This is a genomic window from Bradyrhizobium sp. UFLA05-109, assembly GCF_054185165.1.
In genome coordinates this window covers 42634-69506 of record NZ_JBBIAR010000009.1, presented here as the reverse complement: position 1 = coordinate 69506, position 26873 = coordinate 42634, and the positions used below count along the sequence as shown (strand labels likewise).

The window sequence follows — 26873 nt, the reverse complement described above, 5'->3', positions numbered from 1 at the left end:
ATGCGTGTCGTGGTCGACCAGGATCTTTGCGGAACCACTGGGCAGTGCGTGCTGACTCTGCCGAACACCTTTCGCCAGCGCGAACCGGACGGCGTGGCTGAAGTGTGCGTGGCGACGGTCCCGCAGGCGCTGCACGCCGCTGTGCAACTCGCGGCCAGCCAGTGCCCGGTCGCCGCCATTCGGGTCATCGAAAGCGACGCTGGCGATGACAAGCGCGCCAGCGCCGACCCTGCGCCTTCTCCGGCGCAGACCGACCAATATGCCGCGAAAGACCATCGCAGTCCAAGAGGACACGATGGGACGGTTTGAAGGCAAGGTGGCCGTGGTGACCGGCGCGGGTGCCGGCATCGGTAAGGCATGCGTCCTCGCCATCGCGCGCGAGGGCGGCAAAGTGTTGGTGGCCGACATTGATGGCGGCAGCCATCGCCTGCACCGCGCAGATCGCGGCCGAACCGGGCCAGGCGCTGGCCATGGCCATGGACATCGCGGATGCGAAGTCGCTGGCAGCGTTGTTCGAGACGGCCGAGCGACACTTCGATGGGGTCGACCTGCTGGTGAACAACGCGAGCGCCATGCATCTGCCCCCGCGCGACCGCGCGATCCTGGACCTGGACCTGGCGGTCTGGGATCAGACCATGGCGACCGATCTGCGCGGCACCCTGCTCTGCTGCCGCCAGGCCATCCCACGGATGATCGCCCGCGGCGGTGGCGCGATCGTCAACATGTTGTCGTGCCAGGGGCCCAGCGGGTGACACCGCGCAGGCGTCCTACAGCCGCGTCGAAGGCGGCGATCAACATGCTGGCGGCCTCGCTCGCCACCCAGTACGGTCACGCGCAGATCCGCTGCAAGGTGGTTGCGCCGGGTCTGATCATGACCGGGCGTTTCCTCACCAAGCTGGACGGGTGCATGCAGCGGCATCTGCGCCGGCACCAGCTTCTGCTTCGCGTCGGCCGCCCCGAGGACGTTGCCTCGCTGCTGGCCTTCCTGCTCTGCGATGATGCTGCGTTCATCACCGGCCAGGTCGTGAGCATCGCCGGCGGCATGCTGGCGCGTGAGCCGACCTACGCCGCCGATGGCAACGGCCGCGCCACGTGGCCTGCCGGCGACACCGCCGAAGCGGCCGCGGCGCCGCACTGCTGATGCACATGCTGCTCAACCCGCTGAACCGCCGACACCGGCTGCGCTACGACATCCCGGTCGTGCCCGGCGCTTTCCCCCTGGTCGGGCATCTTCCCGCCATTGTCTGCGACCTGCCGCGCCTGCTTCAGCGCGCGGAACGGACGCTCGGCAGCCACTTCTGGCTGGATTTTGGTCCTGCCGGACACATGATGACCTGCTTGGATCCAGATGCGTTCGAACTGCTCCGGCACAAGGACGTGTCCTCGGCGCTGATCGAAGAGATCGCGCCCGATTTGTTTTGCGGAACGTTGGTCACCCAGGACGGCGGCGCGCACCGGCAGGCGCGCGATGCGATCAAGGCGGCGTTCCTGCCCAAGGGGCTGACCCAGGCCGGCATCGGCGAGCTGTTCGCCCCCGTCATCCGGGCGCGGGTACAGGCGTGGCGCGACCGTGGTGAAGTAAGCATCCTGCGCGAAACCGGCGACCTGATGCTCAAGCTCAACTTCGGCCTCATGGGAATCCCCGCGCAGGACCTGCCGGTATGGCATCGCAAGTACCGGCAACTGCTGCAATTGATCGTCGCGCCCCCGCTCGACCTGCCCGGACTGCCCTTGCGGCGCGGCCGCGCCGCCCGCGACTGGATCGACGCCCAGTTGCGCCAGTTCGTCCGCGACGCGCGCGCGCATGCCGCGCGGACCGGGTTGATTAATGACATGGTGAGCGCCTTCGATCGCAGCGACGATGTGCTTTCCGATGATGTCCTGATCGCCAATATCCGCTTGCTGCTGCTTGCTGGTCACGACACCGCCGCCTCGACGATGGCCTGGATGGTGATCGAGCTCGCGCGGCAGCCTGTGCTGTGGGATGCCCTGGTTGAGGAGGCGCAACGCGTGGGCGCGGTGCCGACCCGACACGCCGATCTGGCGCAGTGTCCGGTCGCCGAGGCGCTGTTCCGCGAGACGCTGCGCATGCGTCCGGCGATCACGCTTCTGCCGCGTCGCGCGCTACAGGAATTGCAACTCGGCCGACGGCGCATTCCCGCGGGCACCAGTCTGTGCATCCCGCTGCTGCATTTTTCGACCTCGGCGCTGCTGCACGAGGCGCCTGATCAGTTCCGCCTAGAGCGTTGGCTGCAACGCACGAAGCCGATCGGGCCGATTGACATGCTGCAGTTCGGTACCGGCCCACACGTCTGCATCGGCTACCATCTGGTATGGCTTGAACTGGTGCAGTTCTGCATCGCCTTGGCACTGACCATGCACAAGGCCGGGGTTCGGCCGCGGTTGCTGAGCGGCATCGAAAAAGGCCGGCGCTATTACCCGACCGCACATCCGTCCATGACAATCCGCATCGGATTCTCATGAGCTGGCATCGCATGCCCCTGTGGCGGGACCTCGGCGCCGGCGATGCGCGGCATTGCTGCACTCGGCGCGCGCGCTGGGTGCGACGCAGCTAACACTGCGGTGGCTCGCCGCTCGCCGCGGCCGTCTTCTGTCAGGTACAAGGACATGAACAACATGCGGACCGGTTTTACGCTATCCGACGATCGGACTGGCGTTTCCGCGCTCGGCGGATTGGGCGCGCAGGCGGGCGGCGCATCTGGCAGGCTGCTGCCGGAGATCTGGATGCAGGAGGGTGCAAAGCGGGTCGAACAGGCGCTGGCACGTCTTCTCTGTGTCGAAGACGACGGTGAGACCGAGCTGATGGCGGCGATGCGCTACGCCACCTTGCATGGCGGGAAGCGCACCCGCGCCTTGCTCTGTCTAGCCGCCGGCGCACTGGCCGACACGCCGGCGCACATGCTCGACGACGTCGGCGCCGCCATCGAGATGATGCACGCCTGTACCCTCGTCCACGACGACCTCCCCGCGATGGACGACGACGTGCTTCGCCGCGGCCTTCCGACCGTGCACGTCAAGTTCGGCGAAGCCACTGCGATCCTAGTCGGCGATGCGCTGCAGGCGCACGCGTTCCTGACCCTGGCGAGCCTGGATGCGCCGGGCGACAACCGTATCGCGATCGTGCGCGAACTGGCGCAAGCGGTGTCCGCCGAGGGTGCCGCAGGTGGGCAGGCCATGGATCTGTCGCTGGTCGGAAAGCACGTCGAGCTGAACAGGATCATCGCGATGCACCGGATGAAGAGCGGAGCGCTAGTGCGCGCGTCCGTTCGCATGGGCGTTCTATGCGCCATCACGGAGGATGCCGCGCACGCTGCGCTGTACTGTGCACTCGATCGCTACAGCGCCTGTTTCGGCCTGGCGTTGCAGGTGATCGATGACGTTCTCGACGCGACAGCGGATACCGCGACGCTGGGCAAGACCCCCGGCAAGGACGCGGCGGCGCAGAAGCCGACCTGCGCGTCGATTATGGGGCTGCAGGCAGCGCGACAGTTCGCGTCGGATCTGTTGCGCGACGCCGGCGAGGCCATCGCCCCGCTGGGGCCGCGTGCGGAACGGTTGGCGCAAATCGCGAAGCGGGCAAACGCGTATCTGTTAAAGCACACGCCATGCGCATGAGCGCGCTCGTCCGCATGGAGTTGCGCCTGTGCCGCTGCGATCGGCCGGTGGCGGCGGTGCATACTGCACTGTGTCCGAGTCCGCGGCGCCGATCGCAGCGGTGCCCAGCACGGCCGCGCTGCGCGCAAGCCTATGCGGCGGACCGGCGCCAGCATCGGGGCGTCCCCGCGCCGGAGCAGGGCGGCCTTGCGGCGCTGCCCATGCGCGGTGCCGCGATGGGCCTGCGGGGACGTGCGCGACGTCTGCCCGATCCTGGTTCTCGTCAATCTCTGGAGAAGGAACATCCCGCGTGAACGCGCTGTCCGAACAGATCCTTTCCGAATTGCGCCACCTGCTGAGCGAGATGAGCGATGGCGGCAGCGTCGGTCCGTCCGTCTACGACACGGCGCGAGCTTTGCAGTTCGACGGCAACGTCACCGCTCGGCAGGACGCATACGGGTGGCTCATCGCTCAGCAGCAGGCCGATGGCGGATGGGGAAGCGCGGACTTCCCGCTGTTCCGCCATGTGCCCACGTGGGCGGCGTTGATGGCATTGCAGCGTGCCGATCCTCTTCCCGGCGCTGCCGACGCGGTCCAGGCTGCAAGCCGATTCCTCGGGCGCCAGCCCGATCCCTACGCGCATGCGGTGCCGGAAGACGCGCCGATCGGCGCGGAGCTGATCCTGCCGCAGTTTTCCGGCGAGGCCGCATCCTTGCTGGGCGACATGGCGTTTCCGCGCCACCCGGCGCTGTTGCCGTTGCGGCAAGCATGCCTGATCAAGCTGGGGGCGGTGGCAAAGTTGCCGAGCGGCCATCCGTTGCTGCACTCCTTTGAAGCCTGGGGGACGTCGCTCACCACTGCATGCCCGGATGACGACGGCAGCATCGGCATCAGTCCGGCGGCCACCGCCGCGTGGCGTGCGCGCGCCGTGACACAGGGGAGCACGACGCAGGTCGGGCGCGCCGACGCCTATCTGCAGGCGGCATCGCGGGCGACGCGCAGTGGCATCGAAGGTGTCGTTCCCAACGTCTGGCCGATTAACGTGTTCGAGCCATGCTGGTCGCTGTACACCCTGCATCTGGCCGGGCTGTTCGCGCATCCCGCGCTCGCCGAGTCGGTGCGTGTGATCGTCGCGCAGCTCGACGCCCGCCTGGGCGTGCGCGGTCTGGGCCCGGCCTTGCACTTCGCGGCCGATGCCGACGACACCGCCGTTGCGTTGTGCGTCCTGCGCCTCGCAGGCCGCGACCCGGCGGTCGATGCGTTGCGCCATTTCGAAATCGGCAAGCTGTTCGTCACCTTCCCCGGCGAGCGCAATGCCTCGGTGTCGACCAACATCCATGCCCTGCATGCGTTGCGACTGTTGGGAAAGCCAGCTGCCGGCACTAGCGCCTACGTCGAGGCCAATCGCAACGCGCGCGGTCTATGGGACAACGAAAAATGGCACGTTTCGTGGCTGTATCCCACCGCGCATGCGGTCGCTGCGTTGACGCAAGGCAAGCCCCAGTGGCGAGACGAGCGCGCGCTGGCGTCGCTGCTGCTGGCGCAGTGCGCCGACGGCGGCTGGGGCGCCGGTCGCGCATCCACATTCGAGGAAACCGCCTATGCGCTATTCGCGTTGCGCGTGATGGATGGGAGCGAAGGGCCGACAGGACGTCGGCGCATCGCGCAGGCGGTGGCGCGTGCGCTGGAGTGGATGCTCGCCCGCCATGCGGCGCATGCATTGCCGCAGACGCCGCTGTGGATCGGCAAGGAGCTGTATTGCCCCACCCGGGTCGTGCGCGTGGCCGAGCTCGCGGGGCTGTGGCTGGCGCTTGGTTGGGGCCAGCGCGTCCTGGCCGAGGGAGCAGGAGCGGCGCCATGATCCAGACCGAACGCGCGCTGCAGCAGGTGCTCGAGTGGGGGCGTTCCCTGACCGGGTTCGCCGACGAGCATGCCGTGGAAGCGGTCAGGGGCGGCCAGTACATCCTGCAGCGCATCCACCCGAGCCTGCGCGACACCAGCGCCCGTACCGGCCGCAATCCGCAGGATGAAACGCTGATCGTGGCGTTCTATCGCGAACTGGCGCTGCTGTTCTGGCTCGACGATTGCAACGACCTTGGCCTGATCGCGCCGGAGCAGCTCGCCGCGGTGGAGCAGGCGCTGGGGCAGGGCGTTCCGTGCGCGCTCCCCGGCTTCGAGGGATGCGCTGTGCTGCGCGCTTCGCTGGCCGCGCTCGCCTACGATCGTCGCGACTATGCTCAGCTTCTTGACGATACCCGGCGCTACTGCGCGGCGCTGCGCGCCGGGCACGCGCAGGCGGCAGGGGTGGAACGCTGGTCCTACGCCGAGTACCTGCACAACGGCATCGATTCGATCGCCTACGCGAACGTGTTCTGTTGCCTGTCGTTGCTGTGGGGGCTGGACATGGCGACCTTGCGCGCGCGTCCCGCGTTTCGCCAGGTCCTACGGCTCATCTCCGCGATAGGGCGCCTTCAGAACGATCTGCATGGACGCGACAAGGACATGTCGGCCGGCGAGGCCGACAACGCGGCGATCCTGCTGCTGCAGCGCTATCCGTCAATGCCTGTGGTCGAGTTCCTCGACGACGAGCTGGCCGGCCATACGCGCATGCTGCACCGGGTCATGGCCGAAGAACGCTTTCCTCCGCCTTGGGGACCGTTGATCGAGGCCATGGCGGCCATCCGCGCGCAGTACTACCAGACCTCGACCAGCCGCTATCGCAGCGCCGCCGCGGGGGGAGGCCAGCGTGCGCCGGCCTGAACGCGCTCGCTCGTCGGCGTCGTTTTGGAACTGCAGTATCGAGGGCGGCGAATAGCTCGCCGAATTGATGCTCCGTTAGCAGCGTCGGAGTGCCGCCGCCAAAATAAGTACTGACAACCTCCCGATCTCCGAGCGAAGTGCTCCACCAAATGCCGAATCTGATCCTCCGTTCAGACTATCGTGCTTACGTTTCCGATCACATGCGCGAGGTGTCCTCCGACAAAGGCGGCCAAGCTGTCAATCCGAACAACCCGTCTCCATCGCTCAAACTACACAACGCAAGCGCCCACGCGACCTGTGCCGTCGGCGGCAGAGGGGTTGGGCGCGCGTGTAAAATCCCAGCGTCCTGCCTTTGAATTGCGCGTGGTTTGGTGCGGTTTTTGCCGCCGAAACGCAACAGCGCGAATGTCAGGCTAGAGACGAATGTCGCAAAACTGACGCGCGTACCAATACGAGGCGCTAGAGATCCTCCGATTTTAAGCGGCACGCTGCTTGCTCCAATCGTACCGCCGTCACCGACGCGTACGGCGCTCGGCTGAAACGAGCGGGCGCAGCGGAGTGTTTGATGAGATCTGGAGTTCGTTCTTGCAGAACCACAAGGATTGCGCTTTTCGCAAGCTGCGCAGCCATTTCGGCCGGCTTTCGGCCATTAAGGGCCCGCGGCGAACACGGGCTGGCGGCCAATTGGGTCTGCCCGGAAGCTAGAGCATGATCCGGAAAAGTGTGGAGCGGTTTTCCGAAAAGATCATGCTCAAACAACAACCTAAAGCGCGATGACGATTCATCCTAATCTCATCGCGCTTTAGCCCCGTAATCGCAACCGCCAACGCCGGGTTCTGAATGCAGCTGATGCGAGAGATTTGCCCGTTCCTCATTGTGCGAGCGCAACAATGATATAGCGCGAGGAATTTGGCACCGGGCCGGACTGCTTCCTTTCAAGCGTTACGGCAACTCGGCGCGCAAGCGGAAGACGTCGCAAGGTGACCAACTAACGATCGAAACGACGAGCTGTCCGCGGCCTCAGCGCTTTCTCCATATCTCGAAAGCCGCCCATCCCGCTTCGAGGCGTGGCTGCGTTGAACGATCCGTCACCTGTTCAAACCGTGCTCGAGGTGAGCATGCGAAATCGCTCATTCGGAGGAAGAGGTTGATGGAAAGTCGTTACATGCCACGTATCGGAATGGTTGCGTTGGCCAGTCAACAGTATCTGGCGATCGCGTTCATCTATTCGGCCGTTCCGGTAATCCTCCGGGGCAACGGCGCCAGCCTGGAACTCGTCGGCTTGTATAGCACGGCATTCGTTGCCTTCACCGTCAACTTTCTTTGGGCCCCCGTCGTGGACCGATGGAGCCTCAATCGTCTCGGGCTCAGGCGTTCATGGTTACTGGTGACCCAAGTCGCCAGCACCGCCGTGCTGGTAGCAATGGCATTTCTGAACCCGAAGACCGATTTCATGCTGGTTTTTCTTGTCTCTCTCGCGCTTGCGACCATTGCCGCCACACAGCGGATCGCAACGTTGGGCTACATGGCGGACGCCCTCGATTCCGACGAGCGGCCACTCGGGGCCGCGCTGCTGGGTTGGGGCCGGGTCATCGGACATGTGATCGGCGGCGCTGTCTGCCTCCAATTGATTGAGATTGTCGGTTGGCGTCCGGCCTTGCTGGGGTTGACGCTGCTGCTCGCCGTTTTCGTTGGATGGGTGTTTGCCATTCCTGAACCGCTCCTTGGCAAGGACCGGTTGCGCCCGCCGCGACACCTGTCTGTTTTCGCGATCCTAGGCAACAACGGCCTGTGGACGACGGCAGCATTGATCGCGCCCGGCGTTATCGGAATCGCTGTGGCCTTCGCAACGGTGCAGTTGCGGCTCGTCGATATCGGCTTTGCCGCGGCAGATATCGGCTGGATCGGAGCGCTCTCGAACGTATTCACGTTTACGATCATTGCCCCGCTGACCAGCGCAATCCTGATGCGAATGGCGCCGCACCGAGGCCTGATATGGGGCTGCGCTGTTCTGGCCATCGGTTTTGGAGGGCTGTCGATTATCGATCGCTATTTGGGCGCAAGCATGAGCGCTGTCGCGAGCGTTGGGATGGTGTTCGCGGCACTCGCCGTCCAGCATGTTACCTTTACGAGCTGGTTTCTCGGACTCGCAAGGCCGGGCAAGGCGGGAACAGATGTCACGTTTCTGACTTCGGTAATGTCGGCGTTCGCATTGGTGGGCTTCGCAGCAAGCGGGTTTGTCGCGGCGAGATTCGGTTACGGTGTTACGCTGATAATGCCGGGCGTCGGCTATGCTCTATCCGCCTTGCTCGCTGCGGCATTGCTTCCCCAATCTGACGCCGCAGCGCCTGGCGAGAACGGACGATAGGGTGCGCACTGGTGTGGGCGCCTATGAGGAGGCGCAGCACGGTGGCGGCGAGCACGACGATGACCCTAGCGTCCGATCCATGCACAATGCGGAATCTGTTCCGGGAGGACAATACCCCAACCGCAGTTTGGGCTACGTGGCGAGAAGCTAGAGCAACAGCTCAAGCCGTCGAGCTATGCCATTCGGCAAAGTCGGATCCATGAAACCCATTTTCGCAATATCTTTAGACGCGCGACATGCAAGCACTCTTGCACACGGCCATAACCGTCGGATTCACGATCGCGGTAAGCGCGCCGTAATCCTAATGAATGAAACTCAAATCATCCAAATTCTTCAGGATGTTGGATAAGGCGAGATGGGCGCATTCGCGAGCGAACCGGGCTCTCGTGAACCGGACCGCCGAGGCGTTCCGGCCATTCGGCGTCGATCCCTTGCGCCTTGTTATTGCCGCTACCGCGCCGGGCGTTCTTGAAACGCGCGCTGTCGCGCGCGCTCAAAAAAAACTGCTGCGCAGCTTCGCTTATCTTGCACGAACTTTCGCGGTTCTTCGAGACGCGGCATGGCTCGGATCCAAACCTGCTCCTCATCGCGCTTGTGCGATCGTCTATTCGTTTGGCTTGTACAACTAGATGACGATCGGGAAAGAACGCCTACCAATTCCAGCAGTATTCATTGTCCCTGAATTTCCGTATGGTGGGGCAGGGCGGTGCTTGCAGATAGCGCTCTTGTGTCGGCGAGCACATCCAGAGAGCTACTTTACGACCTGCAGGAACACCGCAGCGCCGTACGTCATGATCTGCGAATATACTCCGAGTCTGAGGCTTGCCCGGCGACGAAAAGAACGAGGCAAGACGCTTTTCGCCCTCGCGGTTGGAGGCGATCATCCTTATTGAGCACCCACCAGTGCAGCCGACGCAAACAATCGAAAGGTCGATCCTCAAGGAGCCATTGCACGCACTCTACGAAGACAACCAGGCAGCCCGCCGCCGCCGCCGACGCGCCTAATGGCGGGCGGTGGCGGCCACCGAACACGCTACCCCATTCGGCAACGCTTCGGTTCGAAGTGATCAGCATGGCGCCAGTTTCGTATCACCGACTGGCCAGCTAGAAGAACAGGTGTGCCGCGTTAGGCTCCGGCGGTAGATAGCAGGGCAAGCATATTTCTTGCCGGCATGACGAAATCCTTCGAAAAAGGCGCTCAGATGCGGGATTCAAGCGTCGCGCGGCAAGCCGTCGCAGTAATCAATATCAATCATCGTCTATGTATCGGCTTAGGCCGGCGAGCGGGATCCTGCACATCGCGCCCTTGGCGAAGGACGACTTGGAATGGAGAAACCAGTTCAGAAAGTGGGCGAAATGCATGCTGCCTCCCTTTCCGATGCGGCGTGCGCGCTCTAAACAGGCCGAAGCTTTTCGCTGCAAAATCTCTTGCTGCTGCTCGAAATCAACGAGGACATGGGTCTTCGGGAGTGACACGATGCTCGATGAAGACTTGGCTCGAATTCGGGCTCATCGCAACAACATACACCGGTGTCGACGACTGCTAGAAACAACACTGTCGGACGCAGAACGCCAGTTCATGGAAAGACGCCTTGTAGAGGAGCAGGCCGCACTCCATTCTCTTTTTGCCAAGACCTTCCCGCTCACATTTTCACTTCCGAAAGATCAGACCGACTCCCCGAAACGTCAAGGTGGGCAAGGTTGGGATCGTTCGTAAGTATTGAACCCAATTTGGGACTGCTTTCCAAGAACGTGAGACCGGTTTGGTCAATGAGGCCGCTGGTCAAACAAATAGAGCGGGTCGGTACGCATCTCGAGTGGCCCGACATCCTGTTGAATTTCGACGGCTGCACCCGCGCGATATCCGCTCACTCGGCTGGTGGCTGCTGTTCATTGCGACCCAATGTTGTTCGGGCAGCATGTCGATCTTCCTTAACTGTGTAGGTTGCGATCGCCCTTGTGATGTCGCTCTTGATGTCCTCACTAGCAGTCGCGATCATTGCAGCTTCAGGCACGGTCAGATTTGGAAGGATCGGCCAGGACTGAATATCAAACGTTATCTCGGAGTTTGGATCATCGATTCGAACCCATCGACCATCAGCGCTTGAAGTAAATGTGCTTGTACGGGCAGTATCTCGCAAGCTTAGGCGCCGCAGCGGTCACCTTCGGGGGATGTGCGACGTCTTCATCAGCAGCCGAAGGATGCGGCTCGGCATTATATACGATCGAGGGTAGTCCTGCCTCGGGGCGCGCCGCTTTCAGCCCCGGCGAGCGCCTATAGAGATCGAATTTTGCCGCCCGGGCCTCGGATCCGGGTCGCGCGACGGGGCAATGCTGAAGACCGCGATCGCCGCACTGGCCGACGGACGGCGATGATGATTCGCATTTATTCACGCGCGCGCGGCTGATGCATTCGAGCAGCTGCAGGATTTGCTTTCGCAGATCGAACGAGCGGTGGTCGCGGGCACTTTCGACGGAAAGCTCCGCGCTATTCGGCGCCTGCTTGCTTTGCTGTGCGAGCATCACCGCGGAGTCTTGGAGAGTGCGCGGAGTCGCATTGCTCGAAGAGCGTCCGAGTCGCCCTGCTCAAAAGCTCCGACTTATACCTGTGTATAGACCACTATACTTGGGTATATGCGCGCTACTTGCAAAGGATGCGTACCCTTGATGTCCGCCTGTATCGCCGAACGAGCAACAGATAGAAATCGTCCAGATTCATCAACGCGTCGACTGCGGACAGTGCGAGCGTTGATATGGCCGCGCCTCAATTTGATCGCCTCCAAACACTTCGCGCCTCCGATTTCGTCATGAGAGGTTCACATGGAGCAGGCCGATCTGCCCAGCCAGGTCGTACAGGACTGAAAGAGACTCTTAATCGAGATTCGATACAGCCACCTGACTTGGGTTCATCCGCACTGGGAGGCTTCGATGTGGCACAATCGAATATCAAATCTCGCACTGGCGTTGTCTATCCCGGCGGCAACCGTGGTAGCCAATGGGGACGTGTTGTCAATTCACTTCTGGAGCGGGCTGCTTGTCGGTGGACTATTGTTGGCTGTTTCCTTCGCGATATCGACGCGAAGGAAGACCGCAGCGCCGACCTTGGACGATGTGATGGCGATCAACGCCTTTGAGTCCCTCAAGGACGGTATCGCAGTTTTCGACGCCGACAAGTGCGTCCTGAGCAACGATGCCGCAGCTCACATCCTCGGGTTTTCCAATAGGAAAGAAATGCGAGGACTGGCACTTGCCTCGCTTTCGATCGATCCGCAGCCGAACGGTAAGAGCGTTGCGCAGATGTTCGAAGAGACCAATAAAGCCGTCATGCAATCAGGCCATGTCGCGATAGAGTGGTGGCTTCGTCGCAAGGATCAAAGTTCGATTCCGGTCAGGACAAGTCTTGTGGTTTCTATATTTGAGGGCCGCCCGATAGTTGTGTGTGGTTGGCAGGATATAACGGATCTGGTCCGCATGCGCGAGGAGCGGTTGAGTCTTGCAAAGAACTTTGAAAGCGAGGTGTCGCGGGTTGTCGATGTGGTGGCGAACTCCATGCGGCACATGCAAACAGTCTCGTTGGCAATTACAACGTCCACAAACGACGTCTGTCTTCGCACGGAAGGCATGACCGGAATAGTGAAGAAGACGGAAGAGAACTCAAGTTCCGTGTCGTCAGCTGCCCAACAATTCTCGGCCTCGATCTCGGAGATTCGTAGGCAAGTTTCGACTTCAGCGAACATTTCGCAGACTGCGCGCGAAAAGACCGCCCACGCTGAAGCGACCTTGAATGAGCTCGTCGCATCGGTTGCGAAGATCAGTAGCGTCGTCCAACTCATCGAGGGAATAGCATCGCAGACCAATTTGCTGGCGCTCAACGCGACGATCGAGGCAGCGCGAGCCGGTGAAGCAGGCAGAGGCTTTGCGGTGGTGGCCAGCGAAGTGAAGAATCTCGCTGCTCAGGCCGCAAAGGCGACCAGCGAGGTCGACGCTCAAATTTTTGCCATTCAGGAGAGGAGTGGGCTGGCGGCAGCGGCGATGGCGGACACCGCTGGGATAATAGACAAGATGCGCGAGATCTCAAGCAGCATATCGGCAGCGATAGAAGAGCAATCGCTTGTTACGAACGACATCTCAAAGAGTATCGCACACATCAGTGCTGATATGCGGGAGGCGTCCCGAGATATTGACCGACTGAGCGATGCTTCGCGCACCTCTGGCTCATCGGCAGGCCAGGTTGTCGATAACGTCGAAGAGTTGGGCAACAACATCGTTTCTTTGCAAGGGAAGGTCAGCGACTTTCTGATCAAGATGCGAGCATAAGTACCGCGGAGCGCAAGCAGGCTTGCGTCTCGAAATGTTCCGGTCGAAGTTGTGTTCGCAGATGCGATTTATGACCGATCTCATCCGCGACGCGCGCCCGACAAGGGGCTCAAAGCCATCATTCCCAAAACCCGCGCGATAGCTTAAATATCCGCGCGGCGAGCATCTCTGCGCACCGCGTCACCTCGGCGAAAACAGCTTCAGCCACTGATTCAATCGTTCTACGTGGCGACCCGAGACCATGGGAAGCCAACTGGCTATCGCATGATCGCGACTGCCGTGTTGGCTTCAATGATTGTCTATATGGCTTCGATCGGAGGCGCGACAAAGCCGCACCACCGTCGTGCGAGCTGTTCTCCCGATTACCAGACGAACTTCGCGCCGTCCGGCAGTTCGCAGACGAAATCACCCTGATCCACGACTTCGGTAGCCCCGACCGAGAGCTTGGAGGCCCGCACCGTGACCTTGCCTTCGCGGCTGAGGCTGTGGCGAATATATTCCGTAACCGGGTGTCCGGAGCTGTCCACGGTTTGATGCGCATTGGCAAAGCTGATGCCGTGCTGGGCGCTCACCCTGAAGGCGTTAATAGTCAACCCGCCCTGTACGGCCGGCCCGGGCTTGCCGCCATCGACGGTGGTGCAGCGGCTGAGGTCCAGTATGAGCTTCACATCCTTGCCGGTCTGCAGTGCACTGAGTACTTCGGCGTATTTCGGCGAGGGCTCATCGGCCTTGGCGATCGTGCTCATGCTCGCAGCCGCAAACAACGACAGCAGGATCGACAGTCGTTTGCCACTGAACTGCATATGCTCTTCTCCTTCAAAAACTGCGGGCCGCCCAAGCAGCAATGTACCCGATGTCGTGTTCGCAAATAGCTTGCGGATTAGAGACGTCAGGCATCATCGCTTTTGGACAACAACATGTGTCGCAACTGCACGCAAGTGGTTGCGAAGCCGAACCTGACGTCACAACCTCGTACGTAAGCTTTCCGATTATGCCGCGAGTTGTGATATCCTCCGCGGCTATTTTGATCCGGCGCTGACGACGTCAAATGGACGAACCGCAACAGTGCAGGGATGCAAAGAAGGCGCACATAATCGAGAGGTCAGGTTAGAACTCTTATAAGCGTGAGCAAGAATTTCAGACAATATCTGAATCAAGGTATGCGGCGATGGCCACGGGGATTGGTTGGCCGAGCGGCGCAAATATTCGTGCCGCCCGATCCAAGTTCGACACCCATGCGCCGTCACGGCACTCCTTGTTGTGGCGGGTAAACAGCAAGGCCGGCGATCAGGCAACTACGTACTCTCAAACTTGGGCGATTTACTTGCGGTTTCTCTGAAGCACAGAGCTATGGCGTCTTGCTCGTGCCGCCTCTCATTCGATCTCTGGTCGTAGCGATGTAACGTACTCGGGCGAAAGGGCTTGAATCGAGCGTAGCGTCAAGTTGTAAGCAACAAGCGAGAATGCCGCCACGAGATCTTCAAATGACAAAACCGTTTCTCGCAATGCATCTTGACTCCGAGTCGACCCCGAACAGGGCTGTGGTCAGGTCAGGAGTTGACTGCGCCAAGCTGCCCCTCTGGATGGCCGTACTCGTTCTCGCATCCATAATTGCCGCTGCGCCGCACGCCACGCAGGCCGCGCCCGCCAGCGACAGGCTGAATTGGTCATCTAGTACGCAATCGAACGGCGCTTCCGCCGTCACCGCCAAGCAGTCGATCTCGCCGTTCTGGGAGACTTGGATCGGCGCCGACATGACCGTGGCGCGCCAGCACACCACGATGTCGGATTTGCTGGCCGAGAAGGCAGCCAACGGTGGAAACGTGCCGCAATCCTCCGGCAATGTCTGGGCTGTAGCGACCACGCCCGGTGCAGGCGTCATCTGGGACAAAACAGTTGTGGAGGCGCGCCTCGATCCGGGCGCAGACAGCAGCAAGATCGGCGCCTCGCTCACCAAGTCGGTGCCGCTGCCCAATGTACACTCGCTGGCCGTGCAGATCGACTACAACGTGATGCAGCAGGGGAAGATGCCGTTCGTCGGCATCGGCGGACAAGTAAGCAATTACGAGACCCGTCAATCGGCCAAAGTCACAATCGCGGGGATCGGCACCAGCTTTGTCGTCGGTCAGAGCATGTCGACCACTGACGATAAATGGCTGCGCACGTTTGGCGCAGAGCAGAAGCTGTTCGATGGTATCACCATCGCAAGCTCGATCGGGGAGACCGCGCAGGGCTGGACGAACATGAGTCTGACGGCGGGATTCAAGAAGAGCTGGTGAGGTGTCGACGAGCTTTTGGAGCGGCGAGTTTGCCGAGGTGGCGCGAGACCCTCGTGTTGATACTTCGATGTGCGCGTTTCGCTCAGGCGCGTAAAGGCACGCGTCCATACGCCGGCCGCTCTCTTGCGCGCAACCGACAACAGCACGGCCACACTAGCGAATTAAATACGTGTAGCCCCCACATCGCTGCAGTACCTGAAGCGGCCTAGGGACCGGTCAGCGTTCCGCCAGTCATTACGTTCCGCCAGCCATTAAAAGAGTAGCTCCAACTATTGGGGAACCAACCAATTGTGCATGGTCAGCCCTTCATCCGCCAGACCGACAGCTGGTCGGCTGTTGCCGGCTACCAGTCACGCTATGCTCGCGTACCGTTACGATGCGGAGCGGCAGCTCCTCACCGACAGCGTGCCAACTCACATCCTTCTGGTTCGCTTGTCGGCCCGTTCGAGGAGCGTTGGGGTAGACGTGTGCACTTCGTTGAATGCGGCTTGACTGTTACTTTGAGACGCCAGAAAGAACGAGATGTTCTCGTCATGGCATCTCATTTAGGGATGAGATATCCGGAGATAGCGATGAAACGGCAAACGGTCGCCGACGTGGCGCAACCAGCCGGCGTGAGTGTGTCGACGGTAAACCGGCTCCTGCATGGTGGTGCCACGGTGCGTTCCGAAACCGTTGAGCGCATCGTCGAAGCAGCAGAAAGGATCGGCTTTTATGGATTGGGCACGCTGCGCGAGCGCAGCAAGCCGCACCGGAATCTTGGCTTTCTCATGCAACAGTCGCACCGGCCGCTTCATCAGTTGTGGGCCGCACAAATCGTCGCTGCGGCATCCCGGCGGACAGATACGGCTATCAAGGCGAATGTGCTCTTCGAGGACCACCTGGCCCCGGAAGCCGTTGCCACCAATCTCTTGAACCTTGGCAAGCAAAGCGACGCCGTCGCTATCATCGCCGCCGACCATCCACTGGTTAGTCAGACGATCGACGAATTGCAGGCCACACGCGTTCCAGTCGTCGCCTATATCACTGACTTCTCCGCCGCGAGCCGCGCAGGATTTGTCGGAACTGACAACTGGAAGGTCGGTCGAACAGCGGCTTGGTTCATCAGGCAGATGGTCAACGAGCCAGGCCAAGGTATTTCCCGTGATCGGCAGCCACCGCTATCAGTGCCAGGATATTTCAGACGCGAGTTTCCGCTCCTACATGCGCGAGCACGCCTCGGACTTCGACATCAGGGACACATTACTGATTCCTGAAGACCCCGGGAAGGTTCATGGAATGGTCCGAAAACTGATCGACGAAAATCCGGACCTCAGTGGCATCTTCGTCAATGATGGCGGCACTTCGGGCGTCTTAGGCGCGATGCGCGAGCTGTCTCCCGAACGACAGCGGAAAATCCGCATCGTCTGCCGCGACCTGGGACCCGAGGCACGCAAGGGCCTGAGTGAAGGACTGATTACCGCGTCCATATGCCATCCCTTGGACAAGATGCCGAAAATCGCGATGGACCGCGCGCAAGGCCTCAACATCGCAAATGTGGGCGGCAAACTCATATGTGAAGGGCTCGCGCTGCGGTTTGTCGCCTGGTGAAACAGCAACGCCGCCCACTCGAAATGATCGCAGGCGGCGTTACCATGACTCGGGAGGGTGGTGCAAAATCCCGGTAAACAATGGGTCTGCACGTCCCGTGCCAAGGTTTATGTGCGAGCTGAGATCCCTGCGCAGGGGAATTGGAGAAGGAAGCTGCACGTGGCCAAAGCTCCATCTGGCTTTATCCACTGACTCTGGTCCCGGACGAGATGCTGGTCATCATGTGCGCATAGGCTCGCGCGCGTACTCTCTGAGGATTAGATGCGGGAGCCGATGAGACGTAGCTGCGGCCGCTCGGTTTTGCATCCCTTTCTGCCGATCGATCGCAAAAAAAAATGGGGCGGCATCGACGACTGGATCGGGGGATGCGCCGAGTCCGCCCCAGCATCACCTGGGAGGTAGTGATGCGGCTTTGATCGTAGCAAACAAGCAGACGCCGCAGCACCTGCAGCTATCTCATGCCTGGATGGCCCCGGCGAGGCTTGAATCGCACGCTGCGTGAAGTTGTACAGTGTGAGCTTTTATGTGTTGCCTGAGCAGAAATGAAAGCCGCGTAAGATGACGACAACGAGCAACCGGCAGGACGAGCGAGATCGCCTGGGATCGAATGTTAGTTAGGCATTTCACAGTCGATTCTGCCTCTGCTCCCACCCGCTCACTCGCCCGCCGTGGTCTGTGCTAAGTCGATGGTGCGTCCGCTTTTATTCTCGATAGGCGCTTCGCTCTCGTTCGATGGGAATTGGTTCATGATGGCTGGTCAAAAGGAGCTAGGGCGGACAGGTGCGACGATCGGATGCCTAACTCTTCCAAGATGCAACCGGGTTTGGTGCCCGAGCCCTTGTCTTAGGGCAGAGCGAAGTCTTCTGCCGACATGTATCTTGGGCCGGAGCGAAATCTAGCCTGGACTTAGGTCTGCCGGACAAGGATCCGGCTGCCCCAGCACTCGATCCTTGTTCTGAGTCTGACAGCGCTGCACAAACTGTGAGATCCAAAACACCGCAGGCGATTGATCTTGCGCGATTATGCGAAGCCCAATCACGCGCTCAATGCTCGTGACGTGCGCTGGCACGGCCCTTGCTCGTTCTCACAGTAGGCCAATCGAGGCCGATTCGAAGGAGCTGAACATGAGCAGCACGACAGGATCTTGGGCTTACGGAGAGAAAGCGCCGATGCGGAGCCAAGAACAGGCCACGTCAGAAGAAGTTCGTGGCTCTTTGACCTGCGGTGGTTTTGGGACCCTCCCGCCGGATGCGAAAGTTGCGGCCAGAGCGGCCAAGGTGTGTGAAGAAATCGGGCGCAGCACTGCGGCCTAGGCGGGGTCGCAACTGCAGTACCGCTGACCTCGCCTTGCCCCTTGACGGCAAGGCGAGGAAGCCCCTCTACGTCGCGTCTTGGAAGATTTGGCAACCGTATGCGGTTGCTCATGACTCAGCTAGTGAAGAAACACCTCACCGGCGAGATAAACATTTCTCAGGGGAATGCGGTGATCATACTCATTGGACCGCAATGTAAAGTTCTTGCTGAACCGTTTTGACACGTTCAACGTACGTCACCATGCTATGTGCCTTGGTGGAGGTCCGGGTGGGGTTTGAGACACGCGCCATGAATCCTTGTTTCGTGAGCCGGCGCGCTCAACACCTTTGCCGATCTCGCTCATCATGAAGGCTGCGTGACCGGACAGCCATCGCAAAATGTGGCTGAACATCAAGGCCGTTGATCTCAAGACAAACTGGAACCGGGGATGGGTGGTGACAGAGTCTAGGCGTCACCCGCTTGGACCGTCCGATCCCTCTAGGGCACTCTTTACGCATTTGATCAAGGCTTGCGTGACAAACGGTTTGGCAAGAAACCCGATCGCGCCGGCGTTGATCGCGCGAGCGCGCACTGCATCGTCCGGAAAAGCAGTGATCAAGATGAACGGCATGTGATGGCCGAGGCTGCGCATGTGCCTGAGCAGGTCAAGTCCGCTCATCGCCGGCATCTGGATATCGGAAATCACGCAGGACGCCTCGTGCAACTGTGCCGAGTGGAGGAATTCATCGGCAGAGGCAAAGGTTTGGACGATGTATCCGCACGATGTCAGAAGGTTGGTCGTCGCGTCGCGAACGGATGGATCATCGTCGATGACCGAAATCACATGTGGCGTTGACAAGATGATGGCCCATGATCGGGGAACTGCTTGCCGCGGTTGCGGCCTCGCTATGGAAAGTGGCTGCGCGGCGCAGGATTGAAAAGCATACTTAGGTTTGTACGTCGCCCTTGGGACGGGAAATTCCGAGCGCTTCACTCATTTTTATGAGGTCGGCGAGCGTCCTGGCGCGCATTTTGCGCATGACCTGCCCGCGATAGATCTTGACGGTGATTTCCGCGAGGCCAAGCTCGGCCGCCACTTGCTTGTTCAACAGGCCGGATGTGACCAGCGGCAGGATGTCGCGCTCGCGTGGCGTCAGGCTTTCGAAGCGGGATCGCAGGTCGGAAACCGTTTTTTCGAGGTCGCGCCGCTTCCGATCTCGTTCGATCGCGGCCTGGACCGCGTCGAGCAGGTCCTGCTCGCGTACCGGCTTGGTCAGGAAATCGACCGCACCGCTCTTCATGGCCTGGACGGTCATGGGAATATCGCCGTGGCCGGTGATAAAGATGATGGGAGTGTGGATATTAGCCTTAGCGAGATCGGACTGGAGCTCGAGGCCGCTCGATCCCGGCAGACGGATGTCGAGCACGAGGCAACTCGGCAGCTCGGGCGGGTCGGCTTGCAAAATCTCGGCCGCAGAGCCGAAAGCCTCGACCTTGAGGCCCACCGATTCGAACAGATTTGTGAGAGCCTCACGCATCGAAGCGTCGTCGTCGACGACCATGACGATCGCGCCGTCAGGACTTGTGCGCGACCTCATCTCTTGCGAGAGCTCGCTCATGATGCATCCTCTGGCTGCATTCCCAAGACGATCTGAAATGTCACGCCGCATCTCCGGTTAGAAAGCGAAAGGAAGCGTCTTGATGCCGCCCACAACTGCCTCGCGGGGCCGAATTCGCCAATTTCGCAAGTAGCCAGGCCTGATGACAGAAGTTCCCATTTATCGACTATATGGGCGATTCGTTTGCGGCAAAAGGAGGATGCAGGCCCCGACTGGGCGCCTGTCGTCGGCAGTCCAAGTCTCGCTGCTTTGGCTCAAATTGCGTGAAGATGCGCCCTTCAGCGGCCTGGAGGCGCGAATTCCCTGTTCCCCATCGGCAACCTGAGGCTGCGTCCTTATTTTTGCGACAGATGCCGGTCATCCAACGCGACTGGCGAGGGCCGGGCGACTCAGGTTAAGCAGCCCTCGTCGATCAGACCAACACGACAAAGGAATGAAATGCTCGCAGCCACTCCAAAACTTCCCGCTTCCGGTTATGCTCTCGAAGTGGATGGCCGATTGAAAACCGAATTTGCGACCAAAGACGGGGCCTGGTCCGCAGCGAAGGAGCTAAAGCAGCGCTTTCCCATGCTTCAGGTCAGAATTTATGATGCTGAGACAATGGCTAGAGAGGAAGTCCAGCTTTCGCGCGCTTGACTTTCCCATTTCGGTTTTTGCTGCGCGTGCGGCTGGCCGCACCGGGCTCTCGTGAACCGAGCCGCGTCGCGTCTGGGCCATCCGACTTCCATGCCGCGCGCTCAAAGTTGTGTCACTCGCCGAGGGCTCTCGGTCCGGGGTCCCGTCGGGTTCCGTACCGGCGGATGTACGGACGGGCCCACCGGCGATCTTGAGGACGGTCGTCTTAAGGGGTCTTGCTGACTGTCGTCGATCCTGCGTCCCACCCAAAAAGCTGACGCCGTGCTGCGCGCTTGCGGCTGCCTCCCTTGTGGCTTGCCGCGCCTAGAGCATGATCCAGACCCGAAGGGCCCCACTAGCGCAAAGTGTAAAGCGATTTTCCCTCGCGACATCAGCGGAACGCGTTTGCGCGGAGATCATGCTCAAACAACAACCTAAGGCGCGATGACCATTCATCCCAATCTCATCGCGCTTTAGCGCTTCTTATGCACCACACCGATCCATTCTCCCGGCTGCGCTGCAGCTCCAGATGTCCGGGAAGGCGGCGCGGCAGCAAATTGGATTCTCCGCTTTTTTGTCGATGCCTGCTGACAGAGTGAAGAAGATTGCGGACTCGCCATTTTGCGCGAACACTTCCTTCGTTGTTCGAGCGCAGAGTGGGACGGGCGGTGGGCTTTCCGCAACTGTTTGAAGGCGGGCCGAAAGCGAAGCTCGCTGGGGTCATCGAGCATCGAATGAACAAAGCTGTCGCTCTCCTATAGAGGACAGCGTTGGGCCACGCCTGAACGGTCTGCCTCAAACCACTGCAAGGTCGAGATTAAGCATTCCTGACGGCGGCTGTCGGATTTCTGACACGCTGTCAGAGCCGCGACACGCCACCTTCAGCAAATCGCCTTCTAATCAAGGCTTTTGCGTTGGCACGAGCTTTGAAGAGAGGAGCTGGTTCAGGACAAGGATTCACAGGTGACCGACGATATCAGCTACCCGTATGCCAGGAACGTGACTTCGGGACATTTAACGCCGGTACCCTTTTGGCTGCGCGCACTTGCGAGATTTTCCCAGCTCGATAGAGCACGCCAGGATCCAGTTCGCGCCGATACCCATGGGCGATGTTGGTGACCGATCATTTCGGCGCATCGGCCACCGGCCGCGTTTCCTTCACACCAAGGCGGCGCCGCTGGCGGAAGTGACGGAGCTGCTCACATCAGTTGGTGAGCAGTGGGCGGCTCGAGCCCAATGCGGATCTATCGCGCTGACGCGGTTCGTCTCTGTGGCGGACCTGCGCAATCGCTGATGTGAGCTCGCCTCAGTAACCATCGCGCGTTTCAGGGCAGGGAAGCAGATCCTCCTCGCTTGAAGCAGATTGTGGAGCCGGCAAAGCAAACCGGACAGCGTTATTTCTATGGACAAATTCGTCGAAAAGCCGCCGCTCACCTTCCAGCGCAAACGGACGACATGGGGGAAAAACCATCAGCTCGCTGTCGAGCTTGCCGAAGTTGCGAAGCTCGCATGGCCGATGGTTTTGACGCAGCTTGGGCAGGTCGCGATGATGACGACCGACCTTGCCTTGATCGGGCGCATCGGTCCTGAGGCGCTCGCTGCGGCAGCGCTGGGGGCCACGATCTTCCTCGTTGGCTTCACTCTTGGCGTAGGTTTGCTGGCGCCGATCGCGCCCCTGGCGGCCCAGGCGTTCGGCGCGAAAAATCTTGGCGCGGTACGACGCACGCTGCGCATGGGACTCTGGGGGGCGCTGCTGCTTTCGCTCCCGATCATGGCATTCGCGTTACACGGTGAGCAAATACTGCTCGCTTTCGGCGAGGCGTCCGACGTGGCGCGGCTCGCACAGCAATACCTGTTCGGACTAGCCTTTGGTGTGGTGCCGGCACTGTGGTTTCAGGGTTTCCGCAACTTTATGGCCGCGGTTCACCGGCCGCAGCCGGTGTTGTGGATTACGCTTGGCGCCATCCCCTTCAATGCCCTCATGGCTTATCTCTTGATCTATGGAAAGCTGGGCCTGCCGCCGCTTGGCCTGTTCGGGGCTGGTCTTGCAAGCACCTCGGTGAACTTTGTGATGTTCCTGGCCGTTCTGTGGTTCGCCACAATGCGCCTCCCTTTCCGAGACTATCATGTCCTTGCTCATTTCTGGCAGTTCGATTGGCTCTTCATGCGGCGCTTGATCGTAACCGGGATTCCGATCTCGCTGATTGTTTTGCTGGAATACGGATTGTTTTCCGCCGCGGGGCTGCTGGCCGGCCTCGTCAGCGTCAGCGCACTCACTGCCCATCAGATCGCATTCCAGGTCGACTTGATGCTTTACGTGGTTCCGCTAGGTATCAGCACAGCGGCGGCCGTGCGCGTTGGTCATGCAGTCGGCCGCGGTGACGGCCCCGGCGTCAAAAGGTCAGGGCTGATCGCTATACTGTTCGGGATTGTGGCTGCCGCACTGCTGACGACCGCGGTCGTGGCGATGCGTTTTGAGATTACCGGTCTTTTTCTGGACCAGACGCGCGACGGTGCCGGTGCGACGACAGAACTGGCGGCAAACCTGCTTTTGATCGGCGCGAGCTTCTTTATCAGTGATGCCGCACAGCACATTGCGGCGGGCGGTTTGCGCGGACTGAAGGATACCCGCATCCCGCTTCTGTTCGCCTGCATAGCCAATTGGGCGATCGGCTTCACTCTTAGCTACGTCCTTGGTTTGAAGATCGGGCTTGGTGCCATCGGTATCTGGATTGGCTTGTCAGTTGGGACGACCGTCTACGCGGGCTTTCTGGTTTTGCGTTTCCTGCTGCTGGCGAGCAGGTTTGCCCTTCAGAGGTGTCCGTCAATCTCGTAAGTCAGGCCTCTTGCCAGTCAGAATGCTCGGGACCATGAATACGGTTGGCTTAGCTCGCACTATTACTTGTTGTGGCGCTAAGATGTCCTGCGTCAGGTCACGGCATCCTATCTACAACTTGTTCATCTTTGCGCGCACGCACACTGCTGACGGCAGCGTGCGCGTGCCGCTCGCTCGACTGCGCTAACCGATTATTACCAAGTCCCGCCGGCTGTATCCGTGCCTGGGCACGCAAAGAGCGAGCGCTGGAAGCAATGAAGGAGGATGATGCATGAGCGGCAAACGCATTCTGATGATTGTTGGAGATTTTTGTGAGGACTACGAAACAATGGTCCCGTTCCAGGCCCTGCTCGCCGTCGGCCATACGGTTCATGCCGTCTGCCCCGGCAAGGCCGCGGGCGACACAATCGCAACGTCGATCCATGATTTCGAGGGCCAACAGACCTACAGCGAAAAGCGCGGCCACAATTTCACGATCAATACAACATTCGCCGAAATCGATTGCACAACTTACGATGCGCTCGTGATCCCGGGGGGCCGGGCTCCCGAATACCTTCGCACCGATGAACGGGTGATCGAGCTGGTCAGGTACTTCTTCGATGCCGAGAAGCCCGTTGCCGCAATCTGTCATGCGGCGCAGCTCCTTGCAGGCGCCGGCGTGCTGAAGGGGCGCACCTGTTCGGCCTACCCGGCCTGCCGCGTCGAGGTCGAACTCGCTGGCGGCTTTTATGCCGATATCCCGATTGATGCCGCCGTGATAGATCGCAATCTGGTCAGCGCGCCGGCTTGGCCGGCTCACCCGGCATGGCTATCGCAATTTCTTGCCGTTCTGGGGACGACGATTAGCCATTCCGGCCTGCGCCGCGCCGGATGATCGTCCGGCTTGACGACGCGTGGCCGGTGAGAATGAGCGTAGGTGGAGGCGCTAGGGCAGGGTGATAGACTGTAACCCGGCTGGTTCTGCTGCCCTGAGGGGGCCATGTCCACGCTCTTTATCAATGCGGATGCGGAGCTTGGCAGACACCGCTGAAGCTCGTGCGAATGCGCGGTTTCTTTCCAACATCCGATTGGAGAACCTTGACTGGCGGATTCTGGAGGAGCTCGCGCAGCGCGACGGCATGACACTCTCGCAGCTCCTGGACCGGCTGCATGAAGAATTGCTGGAGGATCGAGGAAATGTGGAGCATTTTTCCTCGTTCCTGCGCGTCTGCTGCGGCCGGTATCTGATGCTGCAGCTCACTGGCGACATTCCGCGCGATTTCGCCACGCCGATCAGATCGCTAGACGCCAACCGCATACTTGAGCGCGAGGCACGACGCTTTACTGCGGACGCCGGGAGTGTGAATAACAAATCGAGGATTTCAGTCGCTGGTTAGGTATAACGCGTCAATCGATGGCGGTGCCGCAGCTCGTCTGGAAAGAAAAAGCTACTTTCAATGGAGGGCCCGACACCATTCGAACATTTGAACCTTCGGAGCTCAATCCAGCTGAGCTACGGGCGCATGCTTACACGCGTTTCTTGCAAAAGTGAAGCGACGAACGGTCTCCTCGCAAGCCCTTGAGTTTCAGACCATTTCAAGGACCGGCAATCTATCCCAGCCGACGTAAGAAGTGGGCGGGATGTCGGAAGCACCTCGAACGGATCCTTGTATTTTGCCTTTCAATAGGTTTTAAGCCGTCACTTCATGACCTCGGCGTGAAAGAAACGCGATTCGTGCAGTTTTGCCGTGCTCGAACAAAAGCAACGAAGCCGGCTAGCTCACGCATTTGAATCGATTTGTGGCTCTCAAAGGAATCCCTATGGCCAAGATGACCAAGAACCAGCTCATTGACGCAATTGCTGAAGGAACTCAGATTTCCAAGTCTGACATAAAGGCTGTCATCGAGCAGATGGCGACTGTAGGCTACAGGGAGTTGAATCAGTCCGGTGAGTTCGTCATTCCGGGCTTCGTAAAGATGTCAGTGGTGAACAAACCCGCTACTGAGGCCCGTAGCGGAGTGAATCCCTTCACGAAGCAGCCGATGGAATTCGCGGCCAAGCCAGCCAGCAAATCGGTTAAAGCTTCGCCGCTCAAGGTTGCTAAAGACGCAGTGCGCTATGAAGAAGCTCCCGCTCTCACGAGCTAAACTGCAGTTGGACTGGATGGAGAGGGTGATCGCTACCACTCGGAAGCACTGGAGGCCACGGTGGATCGCCTCGCGAAGTGAGGTGCTGAGTGTCGGCAGGCGGACTCTCGTCGACGCGTAGCACCACATCGCTTCACAAACGCGCAATGTGTTCATCGACAGAGTTTGCTGCACCCCAATGGTTTGCCTTTCCGGGACCGAGCTGTCGGCCGCGGAAAACCCGGTTAGAGCCAGTTTTTCTATCTGCGGGCTTCCATCTCTTCTGTAATCAGAATTAGAAGGTCAAGCTCATTCCCGGGCCAATATCTCGTTGGGGCGGTAGAAGCGGCCACTTGCCATCATAGCCCACGCTCAAGCCGCTTCGCCTGCCGGTCCCATAGCCAACCTGATAGCGCCGTCGCTAAGGCTGCGCCAAACAGTTGTGCGGCGATGAAAGCCAGGACGCCGCTGGGCGCGATGCCGGAAAAGGTGTCCGACAGCGAACGTGCGATGGTCACGGCAGGATTAGCGAACGAGGTCGAAGCCGTGAACCAATACGCCGACGTGATGTAAAGGCCGACCGCATAGGAGACCGCGCTTGGAGCGCGAGCCACACAGCCGAAAATTGTGAGCAGGAGGCCGAAGGTTGCCACACCCTCGGCAAGCCATTGCCCGGTTCCGGTCCGAACCGTCACTGACGATTGCCAGATCGGCAGCTCGAACATCAAATGTGCAAGCCACACACCCACAATGCCGCCAGCGATTTGCACGAGAGTATAAAGGCCTGCAGTGGGCCAGGGCAGTTCGCCGCGCCACCCAAAGGCCAGCGTGACAGCGGGATTGAAATGCGCCCCGGAGAGCGGACCGAAGATCAGGATCAGCACAACCAGTACCGCGCCGGTCGGAATGGTATTGCAAAGCAACGCCAGCGCGACGTTACCCCCTGCGAGCTTTTGCGCCATGATGCCTGAGCCGACCACCGCGGCGAGCAGGAAGGCCGTGCCAAGCCATTCGGCAAAGAGGCGCTTGCCGAGCGAAGGCATCAGGCCGCCGCCGGCCCGCGCGGATCGGCTAAGCGTTCGCCGTCTTCTTTGACGAAGACGCCACGCTGTGGCGGCAGCAGGTCCAGAACCTTTTCGGAGGGACGGCACAGCCGCACGCCGTTCGGTGTCACCACGATCGGGCGATTGATCAGGATCGGATGCGCCACCATGGCATCCAGCATTTCATCATCACTGAGTTTCGGGTTGGCGAGCCCGAGTTCAGCGAAGGGCGTGCCCTTTTCCCGCAGCAGATCGCGCACCGAAATCCCCATCCGCGCTATCAATTGCTTGAGCAGCGAGCGTGACGGCGGCGCCTTCAAATATTCCACGACATGTGGCTCGACGCCGGCGTTGCGGATCATCGCGAGCGCATTGCGCGACGTGCCGCAATCCGGGTTGTGATAAATGATAACGTCCATCGCGAATGTGCCC

The 26873-nt window shown here is 60.4% G+C and carries 20 protein-coding genes and 2 pseudogenes; 16 read left to right on the top strand and 6 right to left on the bottom strand.

The features are described 5' to 3' along the window. The 8 genes and pseudogenes from Q3C01_RS08550 to Q3C01_RS08515 all read left to right on the top strand — a co-directional run bounded on the left by Q3C01_RS08550 (position 1) and on the right by Q3C01_RS08515 (position 9372). The gene (locus tag Q3C01_RS08550; protein WP_458144880.1) at positions 1-309 is read left to right on the top strand and encodes a ferredoxin; all 309 of its coding nucleotides are present in this window, start codon (positions 1-3) and stop codon (positions 307-309) included. Then, positions 296-1141, top strand: a pseudogene (locus Q3C01_RS08545) (SDR family oxidoreductase). The gene Q3C01_RS08550 and the pseudogene Q3C01_RS08545 overlap by 14 nt, the downstream one beginning before the upstream one ends. After that, a complete protein-coding gene (locus tag Q3C01_RS08540; protein WP_458144879.1) occupies positions 1141-2484 on the top strand; it encodes a cytochrome P450 in 1344 nt (447 codons plus the stop codon). Before Q3C01_RS08545 ends, Q3C01_RS08540 begins: the two are co-directional and overlap by 1 nt. Before the next feature lie 144 nt (positions 2485-2628). Further along, complete coding sequence (locus tag Q3C01_RS08535) at positions 2629-3636, top strand: polyprenyl synthetase family protein (protein ID WP_458144878.1); 1008 nt, start codon at positions 2629-2631, stop codon at positions 3634-3636. A 289-nt stretch (positions 3637-3925) separates the two neighbouring features. Continuing rightward, the gene (locus tag Q3C01_RS08530) at positions 3926-5476 is read left to right on the top strand and encodes a hypothetical protein (RefSeq protein WP_458144877.1); all 1551 of its coding nucleotides are present in this window, start codon (positions 3926-3928) and stop codon (positions 5474-5476) included. Beyond that, positions 5473-6375, top strand: a complete 903-nt coding sequence (locus Q3C01_RS08525; RefSeq protein WP_458144876.1) for a terpene synthase family protein — start codon at positions 5473-5475, stop codon at positions 6373-6375. Before Q3C01_RS08530 ends, Q3C01_RS08525 begins: the two co-directional genes overlap by 4 nt. A 1150-nt stretch (positions 6376-7525) precedes the next feature. Beyond that, positions 7526-8743, top strand: a complete 1218-nt coding sequence (locus tag Q3C01_RS08520; RefSeq protein WP_458144875.1) for an MFS transporter — start codon at positions 7526-7528, stop codon at positions 8741-8743. Positions 8744-9129: 386 nt separating this feature from the next. Then, positions 9130-9372, top strand: coding sequence for a hypothetical protein (locus tag Q3C01_RS08515; protein ID WP_458144874.1), 243 nt, complete (start codon positions 9130-9132; stop codon positions 9370-9372). A 394-nt stretch (positions 9373-9766) separates the two neighbouring features. Here Q3C01_RS08515 and Q3C01_RS08510 read toward each other — a convergent pair. Next, positions 9767-9889: pseudogene (locus Q3C01_RS08510) on the bottom strand (ATP-binding protein); the annotation flags it as partial. 1782 nt (positions 9890-11671) lie between these two features. Between Q3C01_RS08510 and Q3C01_RS08505 the strand changes: the two are divergent. Continuing rightward, positions 11672-13060, top strand: a complete 1389-nt coding sequence (locus Q3C01_RS08505) for a methyl-accepting chemotaxis protein (protein ID WP_458144873.1) — start codon at positions 11672-11674, stop codon at positions 13058-13060. A gap of 362 nt (positions 13061-13422) precedes the next feature. Here the strand turns inward: Q3C01_RS08505 and Q3C01_RS08500 are convergent, their stop codons facing one another. Further along, positions 13423-13863: a VirK family protein gene (locus Q3C01_RS08500; protein WP_458144872.1), complete on the bottom strand. Its 441-nt coding sequence runs from the start codon at positions 13861-13863 to the stop codon at positions 13423-13425. A 951-nt stretch (positions 13864-14814) separates the two neighbouring features. Between Q3C01_RS08500 and Q3C01_RS08495 the strand changes: the two genes are divergently transcribed. From Q3C01_RS08495 to Q3C01_RS08485, 3 genes are all read left to right on the top strand, one after another. Then, on the top strand, positions 14815-15339 hold the full coding sequence (locus Q3C01_RS08495) for a hypothetical protein (protein ID WP_458144871.1): 525 nt from the start codon (positions 14815-14817) through the stop codon (positions 15337-15339). Positions 15340-15872: 533 nt separating this feature from the next. Beyond that, the gene (locus Q3C01_RS08490) at positions 15873-16595 is read left to right on the top strand and encodes a LacI family DNA-binding transcriptional regulator (protein ID WP_458144870.1); all 723 of its coding nucleotides are present in this window, start codon (positions 15873-15875) and stop codon (positions 16593-16595) included. After that, entirely contained in the window at positions 16483-16929 is a 447-nt protein-coding gene (locus Q3C01_RS08485) for a type 1 periplasmic-binding domain-containing protein (RefSeq protein WP_458144969.1), read from the top strand. Before Q3C01_RS08490 ends, Q3C01_RS08485 begins: the two co-directional genes overlap by 113 nt. A 1765-nt stretch (positions 16930-18694) precedes the next feature. On the opposite strand, the gene Q3C01_RS08480 is transcribed toward Q3C01_RS08485, so the two are convergent. Continuing rightward, on the bottom strand, positions 18695-19081 hold the full coding sequence (locus Q3C01_RS08480) for a response regulator transcription factor (protein ID WP_458144964.1): 387 nt from the start codon (positions 19079-19081) through the stop codon (positions 18695-18697). A gap of 88 nt (positions 19082-19169) precedes the next feature. Beyond that, the gene (locus Q3C01_RS08475; protein WP_458144869.1) at positions 19170-19841 is read right to left on the bottom strand and encodes a response regulator transcription factor; all 672 of its coding nucleotides are present in this window, start codon (positions 19839-19841) and stop codon (positions 19170-19172) included. 2017 nt (positions 19842-21858) lie between these two features. Here Q3C01_RS08475 and Q3C01_RS08470 point away from each other — a divergent pair. From Q3C01_RS08470 to Q3C01_RS08455, 4 genes are all read left to right on the top strand, one after another. Further along, entirely contained in the window at positions 21859-23292 is a 1434-nt protein-coding gene (locus Q3C01_RS08470; RefSeq protein WP_458144868.1) for an MATE family efflux transporter, read from the top strand. 271 nt (positions 23293-23563) lie between these two features. Further along, on the top strand, positions 23564-24166 hold the full coding sequence (locus Q3C01_RS08465; RefSeq protein WP_458144867.1) for a DJ-1/PfpI family protein: 603 nt from the start codon (positions 23564-23566) through the stop codon (positions 24164-24166). Between the two features lie 139 nt (positions 24167-24305). Next, positions 24306-24668 (top strand): ribbon-helix-helix domain-containing protein, encoded by a 363-nt coding sequence (locus Q3C01_RS08460; protein WP_458144866.1) that lies wholly within the window; start codon positions 24306-24308, stop codon positions 24666-24668. Positions 24669-25092: 424 nt separating this feature from the next. Beyond that, entirely contained in the window at positions 25093-25419 is a 327-nt protein-coding gene (locus Q3C01_RS08455; protein WP_458144865.1) for an HU family DNA-binding protein, read from the top strand. Positions 25420-25757: 338 nt separating this feature from the next. On the opposite strand, the gene Q3C01_RS08450 is transcribed toward Q3C01_RS08455, so the two are convergent. Together Q3C01_RS08450 and arsC are read right to left on the bottom strand one after the other, a co-directional pair. Further along, positions 25758-26441, bottom strand: coding sequence for an aquaporin (locus Q3C01_RS08450; protein WP_458144864.1), 684 nt, complete (start codon positions 26439-26441; stop codon positions 25758-25760). Further along, positions 26441-26860, bottom strand: a complete 420-nt coding sequence (gene arsC / locus Q3C01_RS08445) for an arsenate reductase (glutaredoxin) (RefSeq protein ID WP_458144863.1) — start codon at positions 26858-26860, stop codon at positions 26441-26443. The genes Q3C01_RS08450 and arsC overlap by 1 nt, the downstream gene beginning before the upstream one ends. Positions 26861-26873: the final 13 nt, after the last annotated feature.